The organism is Archangium gephyra (assembly GCF_049060025.1).
Classification (GTDB): domain Bacteria; phylum Myxococcota; class Myxococcia; order Myxococcales; family Myxococcaceae; genus Archangium; species Archangium gephyra_A.
This window is the reverse complement of record NZ_JBMEQQ010000002.1, coordinates 3,615,235-3,634,583: the sequence shown is the minus strand read 5'-3', so window position 1 is coordinate 3,634,583 and position 19,349 is coordinate 3,615,235. Positions and strand designations below refer to the sequence as shown.

Annotated in this window: 16 protein-coding genes; 11 read left to right on the top strand and 5 right to left on the bottom strand. The window is 68.5% G+C overall.

The features are described 5' to 3' along the window. Positions 1–133: 133 nt before the first annotated feature. The 3 genes from recN to ACN28I_RS15730 all read left to right on the top strand — a co-directional run bounded on the left by recN (position 134) and on the right by ACN28I_RS15730 (position 3,905). On the top strand, positions 134–1,873 hold the full coding sequence (gene recN, locus ACN28I_RS15740) for a DNA repair protein RecN (protein WP_420948645.1): 1,740 nt from the start codon (positions 134–136) through the stop codon (positions 1,871–1,873). A 93-nt stretch (positions 1,874–1,966) separates the two neighbouring features. Further along, a complete protein-coding gene (locus tag ACN28I_RS15735) occupies positions 1,967–2,728 on the top strand; it encodes a Stp1/IreP family PP2C-type Ser/Thr phosphatase (protein WP_211276508.1) in 762 nt (253 codons plus the stop codon). 259 nt (positions 2,729–2,987) lie between these two features. Continuing rightward, positions 2,988–3,905, top strand: coding sequence for a M23 family metallopeptidase (locus ACN28I_RS15730; RefSeq protein ID WP_420942841.1), 918 nt, complete (start codon positions 2,988–2,990; stop codon positions 3,903–3,905). Between the two features lie 132 nt (positions 3,906–4,037). Here the strand turns inward: ACN28I_RS15730 and ACN28I_RS15725 are convergent, their stop codons facing one another. Next, the gene (locus ACN28I_RS15725; RefSeq protein WP_420942840.1) at positions 4,038–4,727 is read right to left on the bottom strand and encodes a diguanylate cyclase domain-containing protein; all 690 of its coding nucleotides are present in this window, start codon (positions 4,725–4,727) and stop codon (positions 4,038–4,040) included. Between the two features lie 27 nt (positions 4,728–4,754). After that, positions 4,755–5,666, bottom strand: a complete 912-nt coding sequence (rlmM, locus tag ACN28I_RS15720; RefSeq protein ID WP_420942839.1) for a 23S rRNA (cytidine(2498)-2'-O)-methyltransferase RlmM — start codon at positions 5,664–5,666, stop codon at positions 4,755–4,757. A gap of 425 nt (positions 5,667–6,091) precedes the next feature. On the opposite strand from rlmM, the gene secA reads away from it, so the two are divergent. From secA to ACN28I_RS15690, 6 genes are all read left to right on the top strand, one after another. Then, positions 6,092–8,935, top strand: coding sequence for a preprotein translocase subunit SecA (gene secA, locus ACN28I_RS15715; protein ID WP_420942838.1), 2,844 nt, complete (start codon positions 6,092–6,094; stop codon positions 8,933–8,935). Between the two features lie 257 nt (positions 8,936–9,192). Then, on the top strand, positions 9,193–10,176 hold the full coding sequence (gene rpsB, locus ACN28I_RS15710) for a 30S ribosomal protein S2 (protein WP_420942837.1): 984 nt from the start codon (positions 9,193–9,195) through the stop codon (positions 10,174–10,176). A gap of 138 nt (positions 10,177–10,314) precedes the next feature. Continuing rightward, positions 10,315–10,968: a translation elongation factor Ts gene (gene tsf / locus ACN28I_RS15705; RefSeq protein ID WP_420942836.1), complete on the top strand. Its 654-nt coding sequence runs from the start codon at positions 10,315–10,317 to the stop codon at positions 10,966–10,968. Positions 10,969–11,131: 163 nt separating this feature from the next. Then, positions 11,132–11,884: a UMP kinase gene (gene pyrH / locus ACN28I_RS15700; RefSeq protein WP_420942835.1), complete on the top strand. Its 753-nt coding sequence runs from the start codon at positions 11,132–11,134 to the stop codon at positions 11,882–11,884. A 36-nt stretch (positions 11,885–11,920) separates the two neighbouring features. Beyond that, on the top strand, positions 11,921–12,475 hold the full coding sequence (gene frr / locus ACN28I_RS15695; protein ID WP_420942834.1) for a ribosome recycling factor: 555 nt from the start codon (positions 11,921–11,923) through the stop codon (positions 12,473–12,475). 1 nt (position 12,476) lies between these two features. Beyond that, positions 12,477–13,418: a diguanylate cyclase gene (locus ACN28I_RS15690; RefSeq protein ID WP_420942833.1), complete on the top strand. Its 942-nt coding sequence runs from the start codon at positions 12,477–12,479 to the stop codon at positions 13,416–13,418. Between the two features lie 60 nt (positions 13,419–13,478). On the opposite strand, the gene cyaY is transcribed toward ACN28I_RS15690, so the two are convergent. Then, positions 13,479–13,829, bottom strand: coding sequence for an iron donor protein CyaY (cyaY, locus tag ACN28I_RS15685; RefSeq protein ID WP_420942832.1), 351 nt, complete (start codon positions 13,827–13,829; stop codon positions 13,479–13,481). Positions 13,830–13,857: 28 nt separating this feature from the next. Then, positions 13,858–14,367: a SixA phosphatase family protein gene (locus ACN28I_RS15680; RefSeq protein WP_420942831.1), complete on the bottom strand. Its 510-nt coding sequence runs from the start codon at positions 14,365–14,367 to the stop codon at positions 13,858–13,860. Between the two features lie 224 nt (positions 14,368–14,591). Here ACN28I_RS15680 and ACN28I_RS15675 point away from each other — a divergent pair, with 224 nt between their 5' ends. Next, the gene (locus tag ACN28I_RS15675; protein WP_420942830.1) at positions 14,592–14,984 is read left to right on the top strand and encodes a hypothetical protein; all 393 of its coding nucleotides are present in this window, start codon (positions 14,592–14,594) and stop codon (positions 14,982–14,984) included. Then, positions 14,914–15,288, top strand: a complete 375-nt coding sequence (locus ACN28I_RS15670; protein WP_420942829.1) for a hypothetical protein — start codon at positions 14,914–14,916, stop codon at positions 15,286–15,288. The genes ACN28I_RS15675 and ACN28I_RS15670 overlap by 71 nt, the downstream gene beginning before the upstream one ends. A 101-nt stretch (positions 15,289–15,389) precedes the next feature. On the opposite strand, the gene ACN28I_RS15665 is transcribed toward ACN28I_RS15670, so the two are convergent. Next, the gene (locus ACN28I_RS15665) at positions 15,390–19,178 is read right to left on the bottom strand and encodes an FAD-dependent oxidoreductase (RefSeq protein WP_420942828.1); all 3,789 of its coding nucleotides are present in this window, start codon (positions 19,176–19,178) and stop codon (positions 15,390–15,392) included. Positions 19,179–19,349: the final 171 nt, after the last annotated feature.

Genomic DNA, 19,349 nt, shown 5'->3' with positions numbered 1-19,349 from the left:
AGAGAGTCCGACGCCTCACATCACCCCCCGTGCATGCAAGCTGGCGCACGAGCCACGGGACGGAACGCTTGTGCAGTGTCAGAGCCCACTGCTAGGTTGTTCAGGTACGGTCCGTATGGCGAAGGAGGGCACCGTGCTGCTGGGCTTGCGCATTTCGAATGTGGCGGTGATTGAGGAGGTGGAGGTGACGTTCGGAGCCGGCCTGACCGTGCTCACGGGCGAAACCGGAGCGGGCAAGTCCATCCTGGTGGACGCCCTCGGGCTGCTGCTGGGCGGGCGGGCGGATGCAGACGCCATCCGCTCGGGCTGCGACGAGGCCTCGGTGGAGGGCGTGTTCGAGCGCACTCCCGTGCTGGCCACCCGGATGGAGGAGCTGGGCGTGCCGGACCTCGGAGAAGAGGTGCTGGTGCGCCGGGTGGTGGGCCGCAATGGCCGCGCCAAGGCCTACATCAATGGTTCGCTGGTGACGGTGGGCGTGCTGGCCCGCTTCATGCGCGGCACGGTGGACATCGCCGGCCAGCACGAGCACGTGAGCCTCTTCGACTCCGGACTGCACCGGGTGCTGCTGGACCGTTACGGGCGGCTGGAGGAGCAGCTCGCCGCCTATGGGCGCGACTATGCGGCCGTGGCGGAGGTGGTGTCGCGCATGGAGGCGCTGGGCGGGGACGAGTCCCGGCTGCGCGAGCGCGCCGAGTTCCTGCGCTTCCAACTGGATGAAATCACCCGCCTGGAGCCGGAGTCCGGTGAGGACGTGCGGCTGGACGCCGAGCGGCGCCGGCTGGCGGGCTCGGAGAAGCTCAAGCGGCAGGGCGCCGAGGCGGAGCAGCTGCTCTCCGGCGAGGAGTCGAGCGCCGTGGAGACGGTGGGCCGCGCGCTGGGGCTGGTGACCGAGGCGGTGAAGTGCGATGCCACGCTCGCCCCGGTGGCGGATGCGCTGGGGTCCGCGCTCGCGGAGCTGGAGGAGGCGCAGCGCCGGCTCAGCCGGTACGTGGAGGGCCTGGAGTCCGACCCGGCCCGGCTGGGGGAGGTGGAGGATCGCCTCGACGCCCTCAAGCGGCTGTGCCGCAAGCACGCCACCACCCTGGACGGCGTTCTCCAGAAGCGCGACGCGCTGGAGACGGAGCTGTCCACGCTGGACAACCGGCAGGAGGTGCTGGAGCAGCTCGCCCGTGAGCGCAAGGCGGTGGAGGAGCGGGCGCGCCGCAGTGGCGAGGCCCTGTCGCGGGCGCGCACCGCGTGCGCCGTCTCCTTCGGCACCCAGGTGCGCGAGGGGCTGGGCATGCTCGCGCTGGGCAAGGCCGCCTTCGAGGTGCGGGTGACGCCCGGCACCCAGCTCAAGGCCGAGGGCCTGGACGACGTGGAGTTCTTCTTCAGCGCCAACCCGGGCGAGCCCGCCCGTCAGCTCGCCAAGGTGGCGTCGGGAGGTGAGGCCTCGCGCCTCCTCCTGGCCCTCAAGCGTGCACTGGCCGACAGTGACGGCTGCGGCTGCTACATCCTGGACGAGGCGGACTCGGGGGTGAGCGGCGCCATCGCGGACGTGGTGGGGCGGATGATTCGGGACGTCAGCGGGCACCGTCAGGTGCTGACCATCACCCACCTGCCGCAGGTGGCGGCCTACGCGGACGCCCACCTGCTCATCCGCAAGGGCTTCAAGGGCGAGCGCACCGTCTCGGAGGTAGTGCCTCTGGAGGCGGGAGCCGAGCGCACCCAGGAGTTGGCGCGGATGATGTCCGGAGTAGAGGTGACGCGCGAGGCGCTGGGGGCGGCCGAGGCCCTGGTCCGTTCGGCCAATCGGGCGTCCGGACCCCCCCGGGCCCGGCGGGATCAGACCCCGGATGGCGGCTCCCGGGGCAGGCTGCGCCGCAGTGCGTAGACAGGTACGTGCAACGCCTCCTTGCTCCGATAAGGTCCCTCACATAGCATCCAGCCCGTGTCCAGAACCGCAGGGCAGACCGCGGCTCCCCGCATGAAGGTCGTCTCGGCCGGCCTCACGGATGTGGGGCGTAAGCGCAACCATAATGAAGACAGCTTCCTGATCGACGACGAGCTACAGCTCTATGTCGTCGCGGATGGCATGGGTGGCCATGCTGGGGGCGGTACCGCCTCCCGCATCGCCGTCGAGACCATCGACAAGGAGCTCAGACGGGCCCGTGAAGGCCGGGACAACCCGTTTGTCACCACGTCCAACCTGCAGGACGCGCTCCTGCCGGATGCCTTGCGTACGGCGGTGGAGAGGGCCTGTCTGGCCATCTTCACCACCGCGCAGGAGGATCCGCGCCTGTCGGGGATGGGCACCACCGTCATCTCGCTCGTCGTGCGCGACAATCAGGCGTTCTTCGCGCACGTGGGCGACAGCCGGGCCTACCTCGTCCGGGGTCCCCTCATCCAGCAGATCTCCGAGGACCACTCGTTGGTCAACGAGCAGATCAAGGCCGGGATGATCACCCCCGAAGAGGCCAAGCACTCCCGCTACAAGAACATCATCACGCGCTCCGTGGGCTTCGAGGAAGAAGTCCAGGTGGACGTGATGGGTGTGGTGGCGGAGCCAGGAGACGTCTTCCTGCTGTGCTCGGACGGGCTCGCCAACATGGTCGAGGACCGGGAACTGCACGAAGCCGTGCAGGCCTCGGCCAGCCTCGCCGACGTTCCCAAGCGGCTCATCGACCTGGCGAACGAGCGTGGCGGCGACGACAACATCACGGTCATCGTCGTTCAGGTTTCAGCCTGAAATCAGGGCGCTCCGAGTGGGCGCCTGGAATTGTTCCACGCGACTGGACGTGGGACGTTGGGTGTCGTGTGTCCTTACTTGACACCCTGAGAGGTCGGGTGGTAGCTGCCCAAACGATTCCCGTGCTTTAAGAGGCACGCTGGATGACGGATGGGTGGGTGTCGGGGCGTGGGGGAGATGAAGCGCACTCGGGCATGACCTAGATTGTGGCCCCGGGTTCGCACGCCGAAGCGCTGAGGCGCACTATAGGGAGCTGGCATTGGCGAAAAAGTCCTACACCCTGATCGTGGTCCCGGACCACGAATCTCCGGTCAAGCGCTACCGCGTACAGAAGTCGCTGTTCCTCCAGGTGGGGGGCGGGCTTCTGCTGCTGGCGGGGCTGGCCCTGGGGGCCACCCTCCACTACTTCCAGGTGGCCCGGGACGCGGCGGAGAACCGGATCCTCCGTGAGGAGAACCTGACGCTGCGCGGCCAGTTGAAGTCGGTGCGCGAGCGCATCGAGCACATCGGCTCCACGCTGGACCGGGTGGAGCGGTTCGACCAGAAGCTGCGGGCCATCACGCTGTTGTCGGATCCGCAACGCAACCTGGCCATGGGACCGGTGGAGCAGGAGCCGGGAGTGGGCTCGCCCACGGCGGAGACGGCGTTCACCGAGCTGGCCAGCATGGAGTCGCCCAAGGCGCTGACGGGGAAGTTGGATCGGCTGAGCGCCGAGGCCACCCGGCAGGAGCAGAGCCTCCACGAGCTGCAGGCCTACTTCCAGGACCAGAAGTCGCTGCTGGCCTCCACGCCGTCGCTGTGGCCGACGCGCGGCTGGGTGACGAGCGACTTCGGTTCGCGGTTGGATCCGTACACGGCGGACCGGGTGATGCACGCGGGCATGGACATCGCGGCGCCGCACGGCAAGGACGTCTTCGCGCCGTCGGACGGCACGGTGGTGTTCGCGGGCCTCGAGGGCGGTTACGGCAACGTGATCGTCATCGACCACGGCTACGGCATCAAGACGCGCTACGGCCACCTGGCGAAGATCCTGGTGAAGGCGGGTGACCGGGTGAAGCGTGGCGGGTTGATCGCGGCGGTGGGCAACACGGGCCGCTCCACGGGTCCGCACCTGCACTACGAAGTGCGCGTCAACGGCATCCCGCAGAACCCGCGCAAGTTCATCCTCGAGGAGTAATCCACCCCTCTCCCCCCGGGAGAGGGACGGGGTGAGGGTGCCTCGCCTCCCAGGTTGAATCCCGCGTATGCCCCCTCTCCCTCTGGGAGAGGGCTGGGGTGAGGGTCTTCGGACCCTCGCCCCTTTCGCGTTTCAGGGCTCGGAGCGGCCGGGCACGAAGCCGCCGAGCTGCAGGCGCCGCCGCTGCAGACCCCCCGCGTTGCCCATGCGCTCCAGGGTGTAGGCGCGCTCGAGCTCGCCCCACACGAGAGGCCCGAGCACCTGCCAGTGGGTGGGCTGCTCGATGGTGAGCTCCAGCAGGGCGAGCGTGAAGTCGGGAGCCTCGGCGCCCGCGGGGAGCGCGGCGAGAGCGTCCGCCGCGAGCCGGGAGCGGGTGGGCTCGCGCAGTCCCTCCGTCACCGGCAGCCCCGAGGTGGGCACGAGCAGCACGGCGAAGTTGTCCCCCTGCAGCCGCACCACCTTGGCCCCGGGGAACTGGGCGCGCAGGGACTCCACCACGGCGCGCAGCAGGGCATCGCCCGCGGGGAAGCCGTGGCGCGCGTTGACGTGGATCATCCCCTTCACGTCGGCAATGAGGGCGCCGAGCGTCCAGCCCTCGTGGTGTGCGTGGGTGGAGAGGTCGAACTCCTCCTTGAGGAGCGTCCCCTGGGTGAGGGCGAGCGGATTGAGCGCGCCCGTCGCGTCCGGCACGCCGCGGCGGGCGTGCTCCTCGTCGAGCAGGCGCTGGAGCGCGACCTTCACGGGCTCGGGCGAGCGCTGCACGAGCCGGGGGTAGAGGGTCACCAGCGCGGTGGCCATGGCTTCGTCGATGGCGTAGGGCATGGCCGCTCTTTAACCGCGAGGGGAGGGCTAGGTCACCTTGTGCGCGGTGACGGTGACCTCGTCGCGGTCGTGGTAGAGCTGGCGCATGGTGAGCCCCTGCCAGCCGCCCTCCTGCGTGAGGATGTGCCGCACGCGCACGAGGATGGGGTTCTTGTCCTTCATGGGCAGCTTGATGTTGGCCACCAAGTGGGAGGCCCAGCCGCGCCGGCCCCACTTGGCCAGGAGCTGCGCCACCTCGATGGGCCGCCAGGCCATGTCGCAGAAGAGCCAGTCGGCCGGCTCCTCGGGGGCGTAGGCGAAGGCGCTCTCCTGGATGTGCTCCACGCGGGGCTGCCGGGCCAGCTCGGGCATCAGCTTGGCCGGGTCCACGGCAACCACCCGGGCTCCCCGGGCCACCAGCCGCTGTGTCCACCCGCCCGGCGCCGCGCCGAGGTCCACACACACCTCACCCCGGCCCGGCTCGAAGGGGAGGTTGACGAGGGCCTCCTCGAGCTTCATCGCCGCGCGGGAAGGGGAGTCGGCCGAGCGCCGCATCCGCTGTCGTCCCCCGGGCGAGAGCGAGAGGGCCTCGCGGGCGGGCACCGAGCCCACCAGCACCACCCCGGGCGCCACGCACAGCTCGACGAGCGTCGCCCCGGCCTCCCGGGCGCGCCACGTTTCCTCCAGCAGCCGGTCCGCGGGCAGGCGAGCCCGCACCGCCTCCAGCAGGGCATCCGCCTCGTCGGCCATCCGGTTGCCGGCCGGGCTGTCGGGGGTGAATGCCTGCAACACGAGCGAGCCGTTGGGCAACGCCTCGGCCACCCGGGTGGAGATCGACTCGGCGAGGAGTTCGGGCGATTGCTCGGAGGGGAGGGAGGCCTGCACGCGGATGCCGGTGCGGGCGAAGACGGGGGGCTCGGAGGGGCGCTTCTCGCTCTCCACGAGCACCTCGCCGAGCATCCGGGGGGAAGCTCCCGCCCATGCCAACTCTTCGAACAGGTGGGGCTCGAAACCGGCGCGGCAGGTCCATAGCCACCGCCCGGGTTGAGAGGGGAGGGTAACTGCCGGTATCGGCGGTGACTTCACCCGGGGTGGAACTGCGGGAAGTGGTACGGGCGCCCGCTTCGCTCCCCGAGCAGGGGGAGGGCCCTTCTGAGGGCGTTGAGCAGGGCGCCTTGCGGGACGACTGGTCTCTTTTCGACGAGAGGGCATTGCGTGGCCTCGGTTCCGCTTTACTCTGTCCTGCCGCTCGCGCGGCGGCCAATCAGGTGGAATGACGCGGGAGAAACGCATGGTTTCCTTCCTGCATCCCACCTACAATCCAGGGATTTCCCTTCACTCGCCGCGTCCCTTCGAGGATTGTCGGGCGAGAGAGTCAGAATCGCATGATCGAATGGACGCTGAAGAAGATCATCGGGACGAAGAATGAGCGCGAGCTCAAGAAAACGCTCCCGAAGGTAGCCCGCATCAATGAGCTCGAGAGCAAGATGCGGGCGCTCAAGGATGAGGATTTCCCCGCCGCCACCGCACGGATGAAGCAGGAGGTGGCGAACGGCCGCCCGCTGGACGAGCTGCTGTTCGACGCCTTCGCCATCACACGCGAGGCCGCCCGCCGGGTGATCGGCCAGCGGCACTACGACGTGCAGATGATCGGCGGCATGTTCCTCCACCAGGGGTGCATCGCGGAGATGCGCACCGGTGAGGGCAAGACGCTCACCGCCACGCTGCCCTCGTACCTCAACGCCCTGTCCGGCCGCGGCGTGCACGTGGTGACGGTGAACGACTACCTCGCCCGGCGCGACTCCGAGTGGATGGGCCGCGTGCACCGCTTCCTGGGCATGACCACCGGCTGCATCCTCCACGAGCTGAACGACCGTCAGCGCCAGGAGTCCTACCGGGCGGACATCACCTACGGGCAGAACAACGAGTTCGGCTTCGACTACCTGCGCGACAACATGAAGTTCCGCCTGCAGGACTACGTCCAGCGCGAGCTGAACTTCGCCATCGTCGACGAGGTGGACTCCATCCTCATCGACGAGGCCCGCACCCCGCTCATCATCTCCGGCCCCACGGACGACACCACCGACAAGTACTACATCGTCGACAAGGTGATTCCGGGCCTCGTGCCGGACCAGGACTACATCCTGGACGAGAAGCACAAGTCGGTGTCCCTCACCGACTCGGGCATCGAGAAGATCCAGCAGCGGCTGAAGATCGGCAACCTCTACGATCCGGGCGAGATCGAGACGCTCCACCACGTGGAGCAGTCCCTGCGCGCCCACACGCTCTACAAGCGTGACCGCGACTACGTGGTGCGCGACGGCGAGGTGGTCATCGTCGACGAGTTCACCGGCCGCCTCATGGCGGGCCGCCGCTGGTCGGACGGCCTGCACCAGGCCGTCGAGGCCAAGGAAGGCGTGAACATCGAGAACGAGAACCAGACGCTGGCGACCATCTCGTTCCAGAACTACTTCCGCATGTACTCCAAGCTCTCGGGCATGACCGGCACCGCCGACACCGAGGCCGAGGAGTTCGCGAAGATCTACAACCTCGAAGTCCGCGTGGTGCCCACCAACCGGGCGATGATCCGCAAGGATCAGGACGACGTCGTCTACAAGACGGAGCGCGAGAAGTTCGAGGCGGTGGCCAAGGACATCGTCGAGCTGCACCAGAAGGGGCAGCCGGTGCTGGTGGGTACGGTGTCCATCGCCAAGAGCGAGGTGGTGGCCAACTTCCTCAAGAAGCAGGGCATCCCCCACAACGTGCTCAACGCGAAGCAGCACGAGCGCGAGGCGGAGATCGTCGCGCAGGCGGGCCGCAAGGGCGCCGTCACCATCTCCACCAACATGGCCGGCCGCGGCACGGACATCCTCCTGGGCGGCAACCCCGAGGTGATGGCCCGCTCCGAGGTGGGCCCCGAGCCCGAGGCTCCCGCCGTGACGACGGGGCCGGACGGCCAGCCGGTGGACCTGACGGCCTACGAGCAGGCGCTCGCCGAGTACAAGCAGCGCTACGAGACGGTGCTGGCCCGGTTCAAGGAGCAGACGCAGAAGGAGCGCGAGGAAGTGGTGGCCGCCGGCGGCCTCTACATCATCGGCACCGAGCGTCACGAGTCGCGCCGCATCGACAACCAGCTCCGTGGCCGTGCCGGCCGCCAGGGAGACCCGGGTGGCAGCCGCTTCTACCTGTCGCTCGAGGACGACCTGATGCGCATCTTCGGCTCCGAGCGCATCTCGGGGCTGATGGAGCGCCTGGGCATGGAGGAGGGCGAGGTCATCGAGCACGTGTGGCTCAGCCGCGCCATCGAGAGCGCCCAGCGGCGCGTCGAGGGTCACAACTTCGACATCCGCAAGAACTTGCTCGAGTACGACGACGTGATGAACCAGCAGCGGCGCACCATCTACAAGCTGCGCCGCAAGGTGCTGGCCGCCGGTGCCGGCATCCCGCTGGTCGAGTACGAGGAGGACAAGAAGACCAAGGCGAAGATCCGCTCCGAGCAGACCGTCTCCTGGGCGGACTACCGGGAGCTGCTCCTCGACGCGGTCGAGGACGTCATCGTGTCGCTCACCGACACCTACTGCCCGTCCAGGAACCCCGCGTCGTGGGACCTGGAGGCGCTCACCCGCGGGGTGAAGGAGTCGCTCAACCTGGAGCTGTCCTTCACGAACGTGAACTCGCGCGAGGAACTGCAGGAGGACATCTACAAGGCGGCGGAGAAGGTCATCCAGGCGCGCGAGCAGGAGTTCGGCGAGGAGTTCCTGCGCTTCCTCCAGGTGCGCTACCTGGTCACCATCGACACGCTGTGGAAGGACCACCTGCTGGCGATGGACCACCTGCGTCAGGGCATTGGCCTGCGCGGCTACGGCCAGAAGGACCCGAAGCAGGAGTACAAGAAGGAGGGCTACAACGGGTTCATGCAGATGCTGGGGGCCATCAGCACCCAGTTCGCCATGCAGATGATGCGGGTGCAGGCCAAGGGGGCCGCCGCCGCCGCCGAGGAGACGGCACGGCTGGCCCGGCAGATGGCCCAGCGCCAGCGGCAGATGCACGAGGGCCGTGCGAACGCCGATGGCAAGCTGGACGAGGCCCAGGCCGCCGCCGCCCGTCCCGGCCCCGCCCGCCAGGCCGCTCCGGCCGCCGGTCCCAAGCTGGGCCGCAATGACCCCTGCCACTGCGGCAGCGGCAAGAAGTACAAGAAGTGCCACGGGGCGTCCGAGGCCAGCGTCTAGGCCGGCTCCCCAGGGGGGAGACCGGGCCCCAGCTCCCCTGGGCGCCCGGCTCCCGTCCACCTCTCCCCACCCCGCGTCGCGAAGCTTGCACCCGCGGCATGGGTTTTGTTAGAGAAGCCCGCCCGCCGCCAGCCCAGGCTGGTGGTGGGCTCGTCGTTTCAGTCAACCCACTACGCACACGTTCCCGCCGGTCCTCGGTGCTCCTGTCTGGGAGCAAACGGCCGGAGTCGTTGACGGAACGTGGAGGAAGAACCGAGATGGAAACTCAGGACAATACGACTCAGCAGCAGGCCATGGCCGCCGCCAGCGGCATCACGATGCGGCAGCTCCTGGAGGCCGGTGTTCACTTCGGCCACCAGACGAAGCGCTGGAACCCGAAGATGAAGCCCTACATCTTCGGCGCCCGCAACGGCATCTACATCATCGACCTGCAGAAGACGGTCAACCTGGCCCGCGCGGCCTTCCGCTTCGTGGCCGACATCACCGGCCGTGGCGGCTCGGTGCTCTTCGTGGGCACCAAGAAGCAGGCCCAGGACGTCATCCAGGAGGAGGCGCGCCGCGCCGGTCAGTTCTTCGTCACCAGCCGTTGGCTGGGTGGCACGCTGACCAACTTCAAGACGATCAAGCAGGGCATCGACCGTCTGAAGACCCTGGAGAAGATGGCCGAGGACGGCACCTTCGAGCGCCTCCCGAAGAAGGAAGTGGCTTCCCTCGAGCGTGAGCGCGAGAAGCTGGAGAAGAACCTGGGCGGCGTGAAGGAGATGGCCAAGCTGCCCAAGTGCATCTTCGTGGTCGACCCGAAGAAGGAGCACATCGCGGTGCACGAGGCCAACCGCCTCGGCATCCCCGTGATCGGCGTGGTGGACACCAACTGCGATCCGGACGGCATCGACTTCGTCATCCCGGGCAACGACGACGCCATCCGCTCCATCAAGCTCTTCACCTCGAAGATCGCCGAGTCCTGCATCGAGGGCGGGGCCCGTTACCGCGCCAGCGGGGCGGCCGACCGTGACGAGGACGAGCAGCAGGAGCGTGGTGACCGCCGCGACCGCGACGACCGTGGCGACCGCCGCGGGCCGCGCCGCAATGACCGGGGTGGTGACCGCCGCGGTGGTGGTGACCGTGGCGGCGAGCGCCGCGGGCCCCTCGTGGAGATGAAGGGCGCCGCCGCTCCCGCTGCCGCGGGCGAGGGCACCGAGGGTGGCGGCGAGGCTGGCGGGGAGACCCCCGCCGCCGAGTAGTGCCGCCGCGCTCCCCCGAGGAGCGCGTGGAGTCCAGCCGGGCGGCGCTTGGTCGCCGCCCGGCTTTTCCTTTTCAACCCAGCAGTACCTTCAAACCTCAATCCCCCCCAGTCACGGGGTGGGTCCCTGGAGACGAACATGGCCGAGGTCAGCGCCACGATGGTGAAGGAGCTCCGCGAGAAGACCGGCGCGGGCATGATGGATTGCAAGAAGGCCCTCGCCGAGACCGGTGGCGACTTCGTCAAGGCCGAGGAGTGGCTGCGCAAGAAGGGCATCTCCCGCGCCGCGGGCAAGGCCAGCCGCGTGGCCGCCGAGGGAATGATCGGCACCTACGTCCACGGTGGCCGCATCGGCGTCATCGTGGAGGTCAACTGCGAGACGGACTTCGTGGCCCGCAACACGGACTTCCAGGACCTGGTCAAGGACGTGGCCATGCAGGTCGCCGCGGCCAACCCCAAGTTCGTGAGCCGGGAGGAGGTCCCCACCGAGCAGCTGGAGAAGGAGCGGGAGATCCAGCGCGAGCTGCTCAAGCAGCAGGGCAAGCCCGAGGCCATGTGGGACAAGATCCTCGTGGGCAAGGTGGAGAAGTACTACGAGCAGGTGTGCCTCGTGGACCAGCTCTGGGTGAAGGACGACAAGAAGAAGGTCGGTGAGATGATCACCGAGCGCGCGGCGAAGATCGGCGAGAAGGTCGCCGTGCGCCGCTTCGTGCGCTACGAGGTGGGTGAGGGCATCGAGAAGAAGAAGGATGACCTGGCCGCCGAGGTGGCCAAGACGCTGGGCCAGGCCTAGCCGTCCGCCTCCCGCCGTCCCGAGGGCCGCGCGTTCCGGTATTCCCGGAGCGGCGCGGCCCTTGCCGTTCGGGGGGGCCAGGTGGCGGGGGAGGGGCCACTGGCGGACGGCCAGGGCACTCCGGCGTTGATCGCCGCCGGGGCGAGGGATAGAAGCGGGACCAATGTCCGCTCCAGCCACGGCCCGTCGTTACAAGCGCATCCTCCTCAAGCTGTCGGGTGAAGCCCTGATGGGTGAGGGGAAGTACGGAATCCATCCTCCCACGCTGACGCGCATCGCCTCCGAGTTGAAGGAAGTGGTGGAGGCGGGCGTGGAGATGGCGGTGGTCATCGGCGGAGGCAACATCTTCCGCGGCGTGGCGGGCTCCACCGAGGGCATGGATCGCGCGAGCGCCGACTACATGGGCATGCTCGCCACCTGCATCAACTCCATGGCGATGCAGGACGCGCTGGAGAAGCAGGGCTGCCACACCCGGGTGCTCTCGGCCATCAAGATGGAGCAGATCGCCGAGCCCTACATCCGCCGGCGCGCGGTGCGCCACCTGGAGAAGGGCCGCATCGTCATCTTCGCGGCGGGCACCGGCAACCCGTACTTCACCACGGACACCGCCGCTTCCCTGCGCGCCATGGAGATCAACGCCGAGGTCATCCTCAAGGCGACCAAGGTGGACGGCATCTACAACGCGGATCCGAAGAAGGACCCGGAGGCGCGCCGCTACCGGACGCTGACGTACATGGACGTCCTCAAGCAGAACCTGAACGTGATGGACTCCACGGCCATCTCGCTCTGCATGGACAACAAGCTGCCGATCATCGTCTTCGATCTGACCCAGCGCGGTAACATCCACAAGGCGATCCTGGGCGACGCGGGCGAGATCGGAACCGTGGTGGGCGTGGGCGAGACGGCCTGGGCCTGAGAGAAGCACGGACGCGCTTCATAAGGAGACCTGCACATGGCAGACGTCGTGACCGAACTGAAGGGCCGTATCGACAAGACGCTCGATGATCTCCGCCGCGACCTGACGAAGGTGCGCACGGGCCGGGCCAGTCCCAACCTGCTGGACGGCATCCGGGTGGACTACTACGGCACGCCCACCCCGCTGAGCGGCGTGGCCAACATCACCTCGCCCGAGCCCCGGCTCATCATCATCAAGCCGTGGGAGAAGAGCGTCCTCAAGGACATCGAGAAGGCCATCCGCGAGGCCAACCTCGGCATCAACCCGATGAACGACGGTGAGGTCATCCGCCTGCCCTTCCCGCCCCTCACCGAGGAGCGGCGCAAGGAGATCGCCAAGGCGGTGAAGACCAAGGGCGAGGAGCACAAGGTCGCCATCCGCAACATCCGCCGCGACGCCAACGAGGTCCTCAAGGCGCAGCTCAAGGACAAGAAGATCACCGAGGACGACTCCAAGCGCCTGACGGACAAGGTGCAGAAGGAGACGGACGACGGCGTGAAGAAGGTCGACGAGATCATCTCCAAGAAGGAGAAGGAAGTGATGGAGGTCTGAGATGGCCTTCATTCTCGTCGCGGAGCCGGCCGCCGCGGTGGCCGGGGCGCTGCGCAAATTCCTGGAGAACGCCCACCACGAGGTGACGGTGGCGGGCGACGTCCGGGATGCCCTGGAACGGGTGCGGGAGCTGGCGCCCGCGTTGGTGCTGGCTTCTGTCACCGAGAGCTTCGACGGCGAGACGCTCTGCCGGCAGGTGAAGGAGGAGGCTCCGACGATTCCGGTGCTCCTGCTGTACCTGCCGGAAGAGGAGCAGCCGGAGGCGCGCGCGGCCGCCGCGGGGGCGGAGGCGTGCCTGGTGGGGCCGCTCAAGCGGGCCACCGTGGTGTCCTGCGTGAGCCTGATGATGCAGCTCGCGCAGGCCCGGGAGACGGTGTCGGTGGTGCGCACCGAGATGCAGCTCATGCAGCATCAGGGGCCCCGCCGCGAGTCGAGCACCTCGGGAGCGGACCTGGAGTTCCTCAAGCGGCTGCTCTTCATGGAGGTGAAGCGCAGCCGTCGCTACCGCTACCCCATCTCCTACCTGTTGCTGGAGCCGGACCGGTACGCGGAGCGCCTCGCGACGCTGCCGGCGGCCCAGCGCACGTCCGCGCTGGCGGAGGTGCTCCGGCGGCTCTCCGAGGGGCTGCGGGACATCGACGTGGCGGTGCCGTTCGCCGAGGGACGCTTCATCGTCTTCCTGCCGTACACGCCCCACGAGGGCGCGATGGTGGTGGCGGAGCGGCTGCGGCAGCGGGTGAAGGAAGTGGAGTCGGTGCCGGGGCTGACGGCGTCGATGGGCCTGGCGGTCTTCGAGCCCTCGGCGCAGAAGGGCCAGGCGCAGGTGAGCTTCGGCAGCCTCATGAAGGAGGCGGGAGACGCGCTGCGGCGGGCCCAGGCCGCGGGCGGAGATCGCGTCGAAGGCGGCCGTCAGACTCCCGTCGCGGAACCCATCACCGAGTAGGCCGTGCCCTCACTCCGCGAACCCCTCCCTCTCCCTCTGGGAGAGGGTCGGGGTGAGGGTCTACGGGGTCTCGCTACTCACCCCGGGTACGCGAGCCTCCTGGCCGGAGATGTCGCGCACCACGTCGGCCACGAAGCGGAACAGCTCGAGCCCCTTGCCCTTGTCGTCCAGCCAGGAGCCACTGGCGGCGTCATAGGAGAAGTGGATGCCCTGAGAGCGGCCGGCGACCCAGATCTGCCGCACGGCGCGCTGGGTGTTGATGATGCACTTCTCGCGGGAGGGCGTGGTCAGGGTGACCATGTCGCCGGTGCTCTCGGCCTCGAGATCATCGGGGTCGAGCGCATCCGCAGCGGCCATGATGCGCTTGAACGCCGTGGTGACGAGCTGGTTGTAGCTGGCTTCGTCCATCATCGGCGAACCCTCCCGGAGGGCGGAGCGGCTACTGGATGACGTCGAGGACCGGCTGGCCGGGGGCGGCGAAGAACAGCAGCTTCGCCGGAGCGGGCGCGGCACCGGGCTCGGTGGAGTCCGGGCGCTCGATGGCGATGATGGTGCCCGGGTTGACCTGCTTGGGGAAGGACTGCATGCCCAGCAGGTGGGTGGCCAGCGCTCCCATGGACGGCTGGTGCCCCACGAGCACGATGTTCTCACCCGTGTGCTCGTCGAGGACGGGCGCCACGGCTCCCACCGGCATGTCCGGCAGCAGGCAGCGATGGGCGCGCAGGGTGCCCTCGTGCTTGAGGACGGTGGAGAGCAACTGCGCCGTCTGCACGGTGCGCACCAGCGGGCTCGTGAGAATGAGCGAGACCGTACCGATACGCTCCGCCAGTGACGCGAAATGCGCGACCGTGCTGGCTCGGGCCTTGGCAGTGAGCGCGCGCGCCTCGTCTCCGAGACCCTCGGGGGCCTCCGCGTCCGCCTCGCCGTGCCTTACCAGGAAGATCCTCAAGGTGCCTCCACCGCTCTGAACGGACCGCGGTTCGTACACGACCGCGCCAGGGTTGGTCAAAGGTAATACGGCGAATGTTGGCTGGTGACGGCCCCCTCCCGCTGGGGGGGCAGGCAGCCGGGGCCATTCCGCCCCGGGCGGATGCAATCCCGTCCGTGGCCAACTGTGCGTGGACGTATACTCCGCCCCTCGGGTCACCGGGGAGGACCCCTGGAGGAGTGTGGATGCGCAAGCTGCTGTGGGTGCTGTTCGCCGCGGGAATGCTGTCCGGCTGCAAGAAGGAAGAGGCCTCCGCGCCCGCCCGGGAGGAGACCGGGGTGGCGGCCGGAGAGGACTCGCGGGCCTCCCCGGCCGACGCCGTCGAGGCGTTCGATGACAGCAAGCCCTACGCCCTCACCCAGGCGAAGCTGGATGCCTACGTCGGCTACCAGCGCCAGGTGCTGGACGCCTACGCCGCCATGGCCCGCGAGCTTCCAGGCCGCCAAGGTCCGGCTCACGGCCGGCACGCTGGACGCCCAGGGCAGGCCCATGGGCATGAGCGAGTCCATGAAGGCCATCGAGAGCAAGGCCGAGTCCGAGGCCAAGGCCCGCCGCGACGCCGGCCTCACCGAGGATGACGTCAACCGCATCGGCTCCCTCGTCATGGACGTCATCACCCAGCGCCACATGGCCGCCGTGTTGGATCTCGCCGGCGAGCTCAAGAAGCTCGAGGAGATGCAGGCCCGCCTCAAGCCCGAGCAGCAGAAGGATCTCGCGCCCCAGATCGAGGTCATGCGCAAGCGCGTGGAGGAGACGGAGAAGCTCGTGGCCGTCCGGAAGATCCACGGAGACGCCAACGTGGACCTCGTCCTGACTCGCGAGCAGGACCTGATGCGCAACTACCAGGACATGCTCAGGTCCTTCGGCGGGAAGGCGCAGTAGGGGCTTCTCACGGGTTCAACCCGGGGCCCGGGAACCCTCACCCCGTCCCTCTCCCGGGGGGAGAGGGGTTCTTGGGGTGAGGGGGACGGCGATGAGGCGGGTCAGACGCGGCGCAGGCCCGGCACCTTCTTGAGCAGCTGCGCCAGGTACAGGTCCGCCACCTTCTCCAGCACCGTGTTGCCGCGCAGGCGCTGGTTCAGGTTCACGAAGTCCACCTGGTCCAGCCGCTGATCCTGGTTGAAGCAGGAGAACACCCACGTCTCCTTGCCCGTCCGCGGATCCACGTGCCTCTGGAGGCACTGCGCGCAGATCTCCTTCATCATGCACTGCATCGGCGAGTTGATGGAGCCGATCGCCTCGTGCTCGGGGTTCAGGTACGGCTGCAGCACCCCGTGCCGCGCCTCCTGCACCGCCCTCATCATCCGGTCCGAGCCGATCGCGATGATCCGCTGCACGTCCTTGAAGGACGCCACCGGCGCCACGCCCAGCTCTCCCTTGGCGTAGGCCAGCATCGCCTGCACCACGTTGCCCCGGAACGACGTGTCCTGCGGCCGCCGCGCCTCGATCATCTCTCCAGCGTCCACCGACCACACCACCTGGTCCGTGGCCGCCTCGATCTCCTCGCGCTTGAAGACGTCCGCGCGCTGACGGAAGCCGGCGAAGTACGCCACCTTGCACCCGGCCGCCTTGAGCGAACGCGCGATGGAGAAGAGCACCGCGTTGCCCAGGCCTCCGCCCACCAGCAACACCGTCTCGTTGTGGCCGATCTCCGTCGGCGCACCCGTGGGGCCCATCACCACCACCGGCTCGCCCGGCTTCAGCGCCGCGCACAGCCGGGACGACGAGCCCATCTCCAACACGATGGTGCCCATCAGCCCCTTCTCCTTGTCCACCCACGCCCCCGTGAGGGCCAGGCCCTCCATCGTCAGGCGCACCCCGTCCACCACCGGCGCGCTCCGCTCGAAGTTCTGCAGCCGGTAGAACTGGCCCGGCTCGAAGTGCTTCGCCGCGAACGGCGCCTTCACCACCACCTCCACGATGGTCGGCGTCAGCCGGTTCACCGTCACCACCCGCGCCAGCAGCGCCTCGTCCAGCGCCCCGAAGTGCGCCGCCAGCTTCTCGTCACGCCGCGCCTGCGCCAGCTCGTCGTGGAAGTCCATGGCCTCCACTTCCTTCGCGTACAGACGCGCCACCTCGGGGTAGCCGTCCTTCGCGCTCGCCATGGCCTTCACCACGTTGCCCGCGTACGTGGGGTGGTTGTCTCCGAAGTACGAGATGAGGTGCCCGTCCTTCCGGTACGAGGTGAAGAAGCCCACCTTCGCCGCGATGTCCTCCACCGGCTCCACCGGCGCCAGCCCGAAGCCGTCCGCCTGCTCCGCCAGCTCGTAGCTCTTGAAGTACTCGCCGTTCTCGTCCAGCTCGAACGTGCCCGGGTACTCCTTCTCGTACGTCACGTTGGGCGCCGTGCCCGCCGCCACGCACACCGTGCGCGCCGGCAGCTCGAAGAACTCGCCGCTGCCCCGCAGCTTGCCCTCCTTCGTCACCATGCGCTCGAAGCGGATGCCCTTCACCGCTCCCTTCTCGTCCGGCAGCGCCTCCACCGGGCTCATGCGCTCGATGAAGCGGATGCCTTCCTCCAGCGCCTTCGCCACTTCCTCGTGGTTGAGGCGGTAGGCCGGCGACTCCGTCAGCCCACGGCGGTACACCAGGCTCACGCCACCCCAGCTGCGCACCAGCCGGATGAAGTCCGGCGCCCGGCCCTCGTCCTGCGCCGCCTGACGCTCGGCGCGCACCGCGCGGCCGTGCTCCAGGAAGGTCTGGTACGTCACCTTCTCGTCGGCATCCAGCCGCGCCAGCACCGCCTCCTCGCCCAGCTCGGCCACCAGCTTCTCGTGGCGCTCGAGCGTCTTCTCCACCTGCACCGGGTAGTAGGCCAGCAGCTCCGTGGCCGTATCGATGCCCGTCAGACCGCCGCCGATGACGATGGCCGGCAGCTGCACCTGGAGGTTGGCCAGCGAGTCCTTCTTGAAGGCGCCCGTGAGCTGCAGCGACATGAGGAAGTCGCTCGCCTTGCGGATGCCCCGGATGAGGTTGTTCTTCATCCCGATGATGGTCGGCTTGCCCGCGCCCGCCGCGATGGCGATGTGGTCGAAGCCCATCTGCCACGCGTCCTCGATGGTCAGCGTGCCACCGAAGCGGATGCCGCCGTAGATGCGCAGGTTCTGCCGCCGCTCCAGCGTCAGGTGCATCAGCGTGAGGAAGTTCTTGTCCCAGCGCACGGTGATTCCGTACTCGGACACGCCGCCGAAGCCCTCGAGAATCCGCTCGTCCAGCTCGCGCGTGAGCGCCTTCCAGTCACGGATGGGCCTCATCGCCTTGCCGTTGCGGCCGACCAGGTCGTCCTCGAAGGGCTCGATCTTCAGGCCGTCGATGCCCGTGACGCCGAAGCCCTCGTTGAGCAGGTAGTGCGAGAGCGTGTAGCCCGCGGGCCCCAGGCCCACCACCAGCACGTTGCGGCCCACGTACGGCAGCGCGTACGGACGGCGCACGTTCAGCGGGTTCCAGCGCGTCAGCAGGCCGTAGATTTCAAAGCCCCACGGCAGGTTGAGCACGTCCGTCAGCGCGGCCGTCTCCACCATGGGGATGTTCACCGGCTCCTGCTTCTGGAAGATGCAGGCCTTCATGCAGTCGTTGCAGATGCGGTGGCCGGTGCCGGGGCACATCGGGTTGTCCACCATCACCACCGCCAACGACGCCAGCGAGTTGCCCTCGCGCTTGAGGGCGTGCGCCTCGGAGATGCGCTCGTCCAGCGGGCAGCCGGTGAGCGGAATCCCCAGCGGGTTCTTCTTGAAGGTGTGGCCCTCGGCCACCGCGTCCTTCGCCTTGAAGCCCGTGGAGCACGAGTCCTTCTCGCGCTCGTGGCAGATGACGCAGTAGTCCACCTCGCCCATCACCTCGCGCGGCGTGCCTCGCGGATCCGTCAGCTTGAAGCCGTCGCGGTAGCGCAGGTGGTGGTCCGAGCCCTGGGTGATTTCCGGCAGCTTCTCGTCCGGACGCTCGAGCTGCACGAGCTGGTCGAACACCAGGGGCTTGGGCACCCGGTGCGTGGCCCACTTGTGGAACAGCTCCTTCATCTCCGGGTGCAGCGCGCGGGCGTACGTCCAGCGGTCCGCCAGCGCCAGCAGGTTGCGCACCGACTGCAGCTCCGCCGCGTCGTCACCGTGCATCACCAGGCTGGAGCCGAACGCCTCCTTGCCCTCGGCCTCGGCCAGCAGCGCGGTGCGGATGCTCGTCCACTTCACCCGCAGCGCCTCGCCCTGCTCGGGCGTCAGCGGCGGCAGGTTGCCGGACGTGTTGGAGAAGAGCCGCTCCAGGTCCATCAGCGTGAGGATGGACTCGGCCAGCGCCCGCTCCACGTCGTCACTGGCGAGCGCCTCGGGGAAGGCGAGCGACAGCATCAGCCGCATCCGCGCGTCCAGCGAGGGGTACTCGGAGAGCGACGGCCGGTCCGCCGCGCCCTTCTTGAAGACCCGGCGGGTGATGAACTCGCGCTTGAAGTCGAAGAGCGGCAGCTCGCCCTTGAGGTGGCGCGCCAGCCGGTCCGTGTCGGTCTCCAGGCCGAAGAGCCGGGTCACGAAGGCGGACACGTGGCGCGACACGCGGATGAGCAGCTCGGACTCGGCCGGGCCGGTGAGGCTCTCGCCACCGGACTTCCGGTAGGCCTCGAAGGTCTTGAAGAGCTCGGGCTCGTCGGCGGCGAGCTGCTCGTCGAAGCGCTCGGACAGGCGCCGCAGGCCGCGGGGGCGGTACAGGTCCTCGAAGCTGAAGCCGGGGATGCCGAGGGTCAGCGTGGAGCCGTCGTGGGTAGGAAGGGCGGTCAAGGGGCGCATGTCACTAGGAGTGTTAGAAGGCAACCAGGGAAAAACGGCTACCAGACGGGCCCTATTTCGCGGCCCGACGGCTGGAAATCAAGCAGACTCGATCAGCCAGGCTACTGGAGCCGCTTCAATCGGCCTGTACGGGGTTCCCGCCTGCCTGCTCGGGCCTCCGTCGTCTTGCGC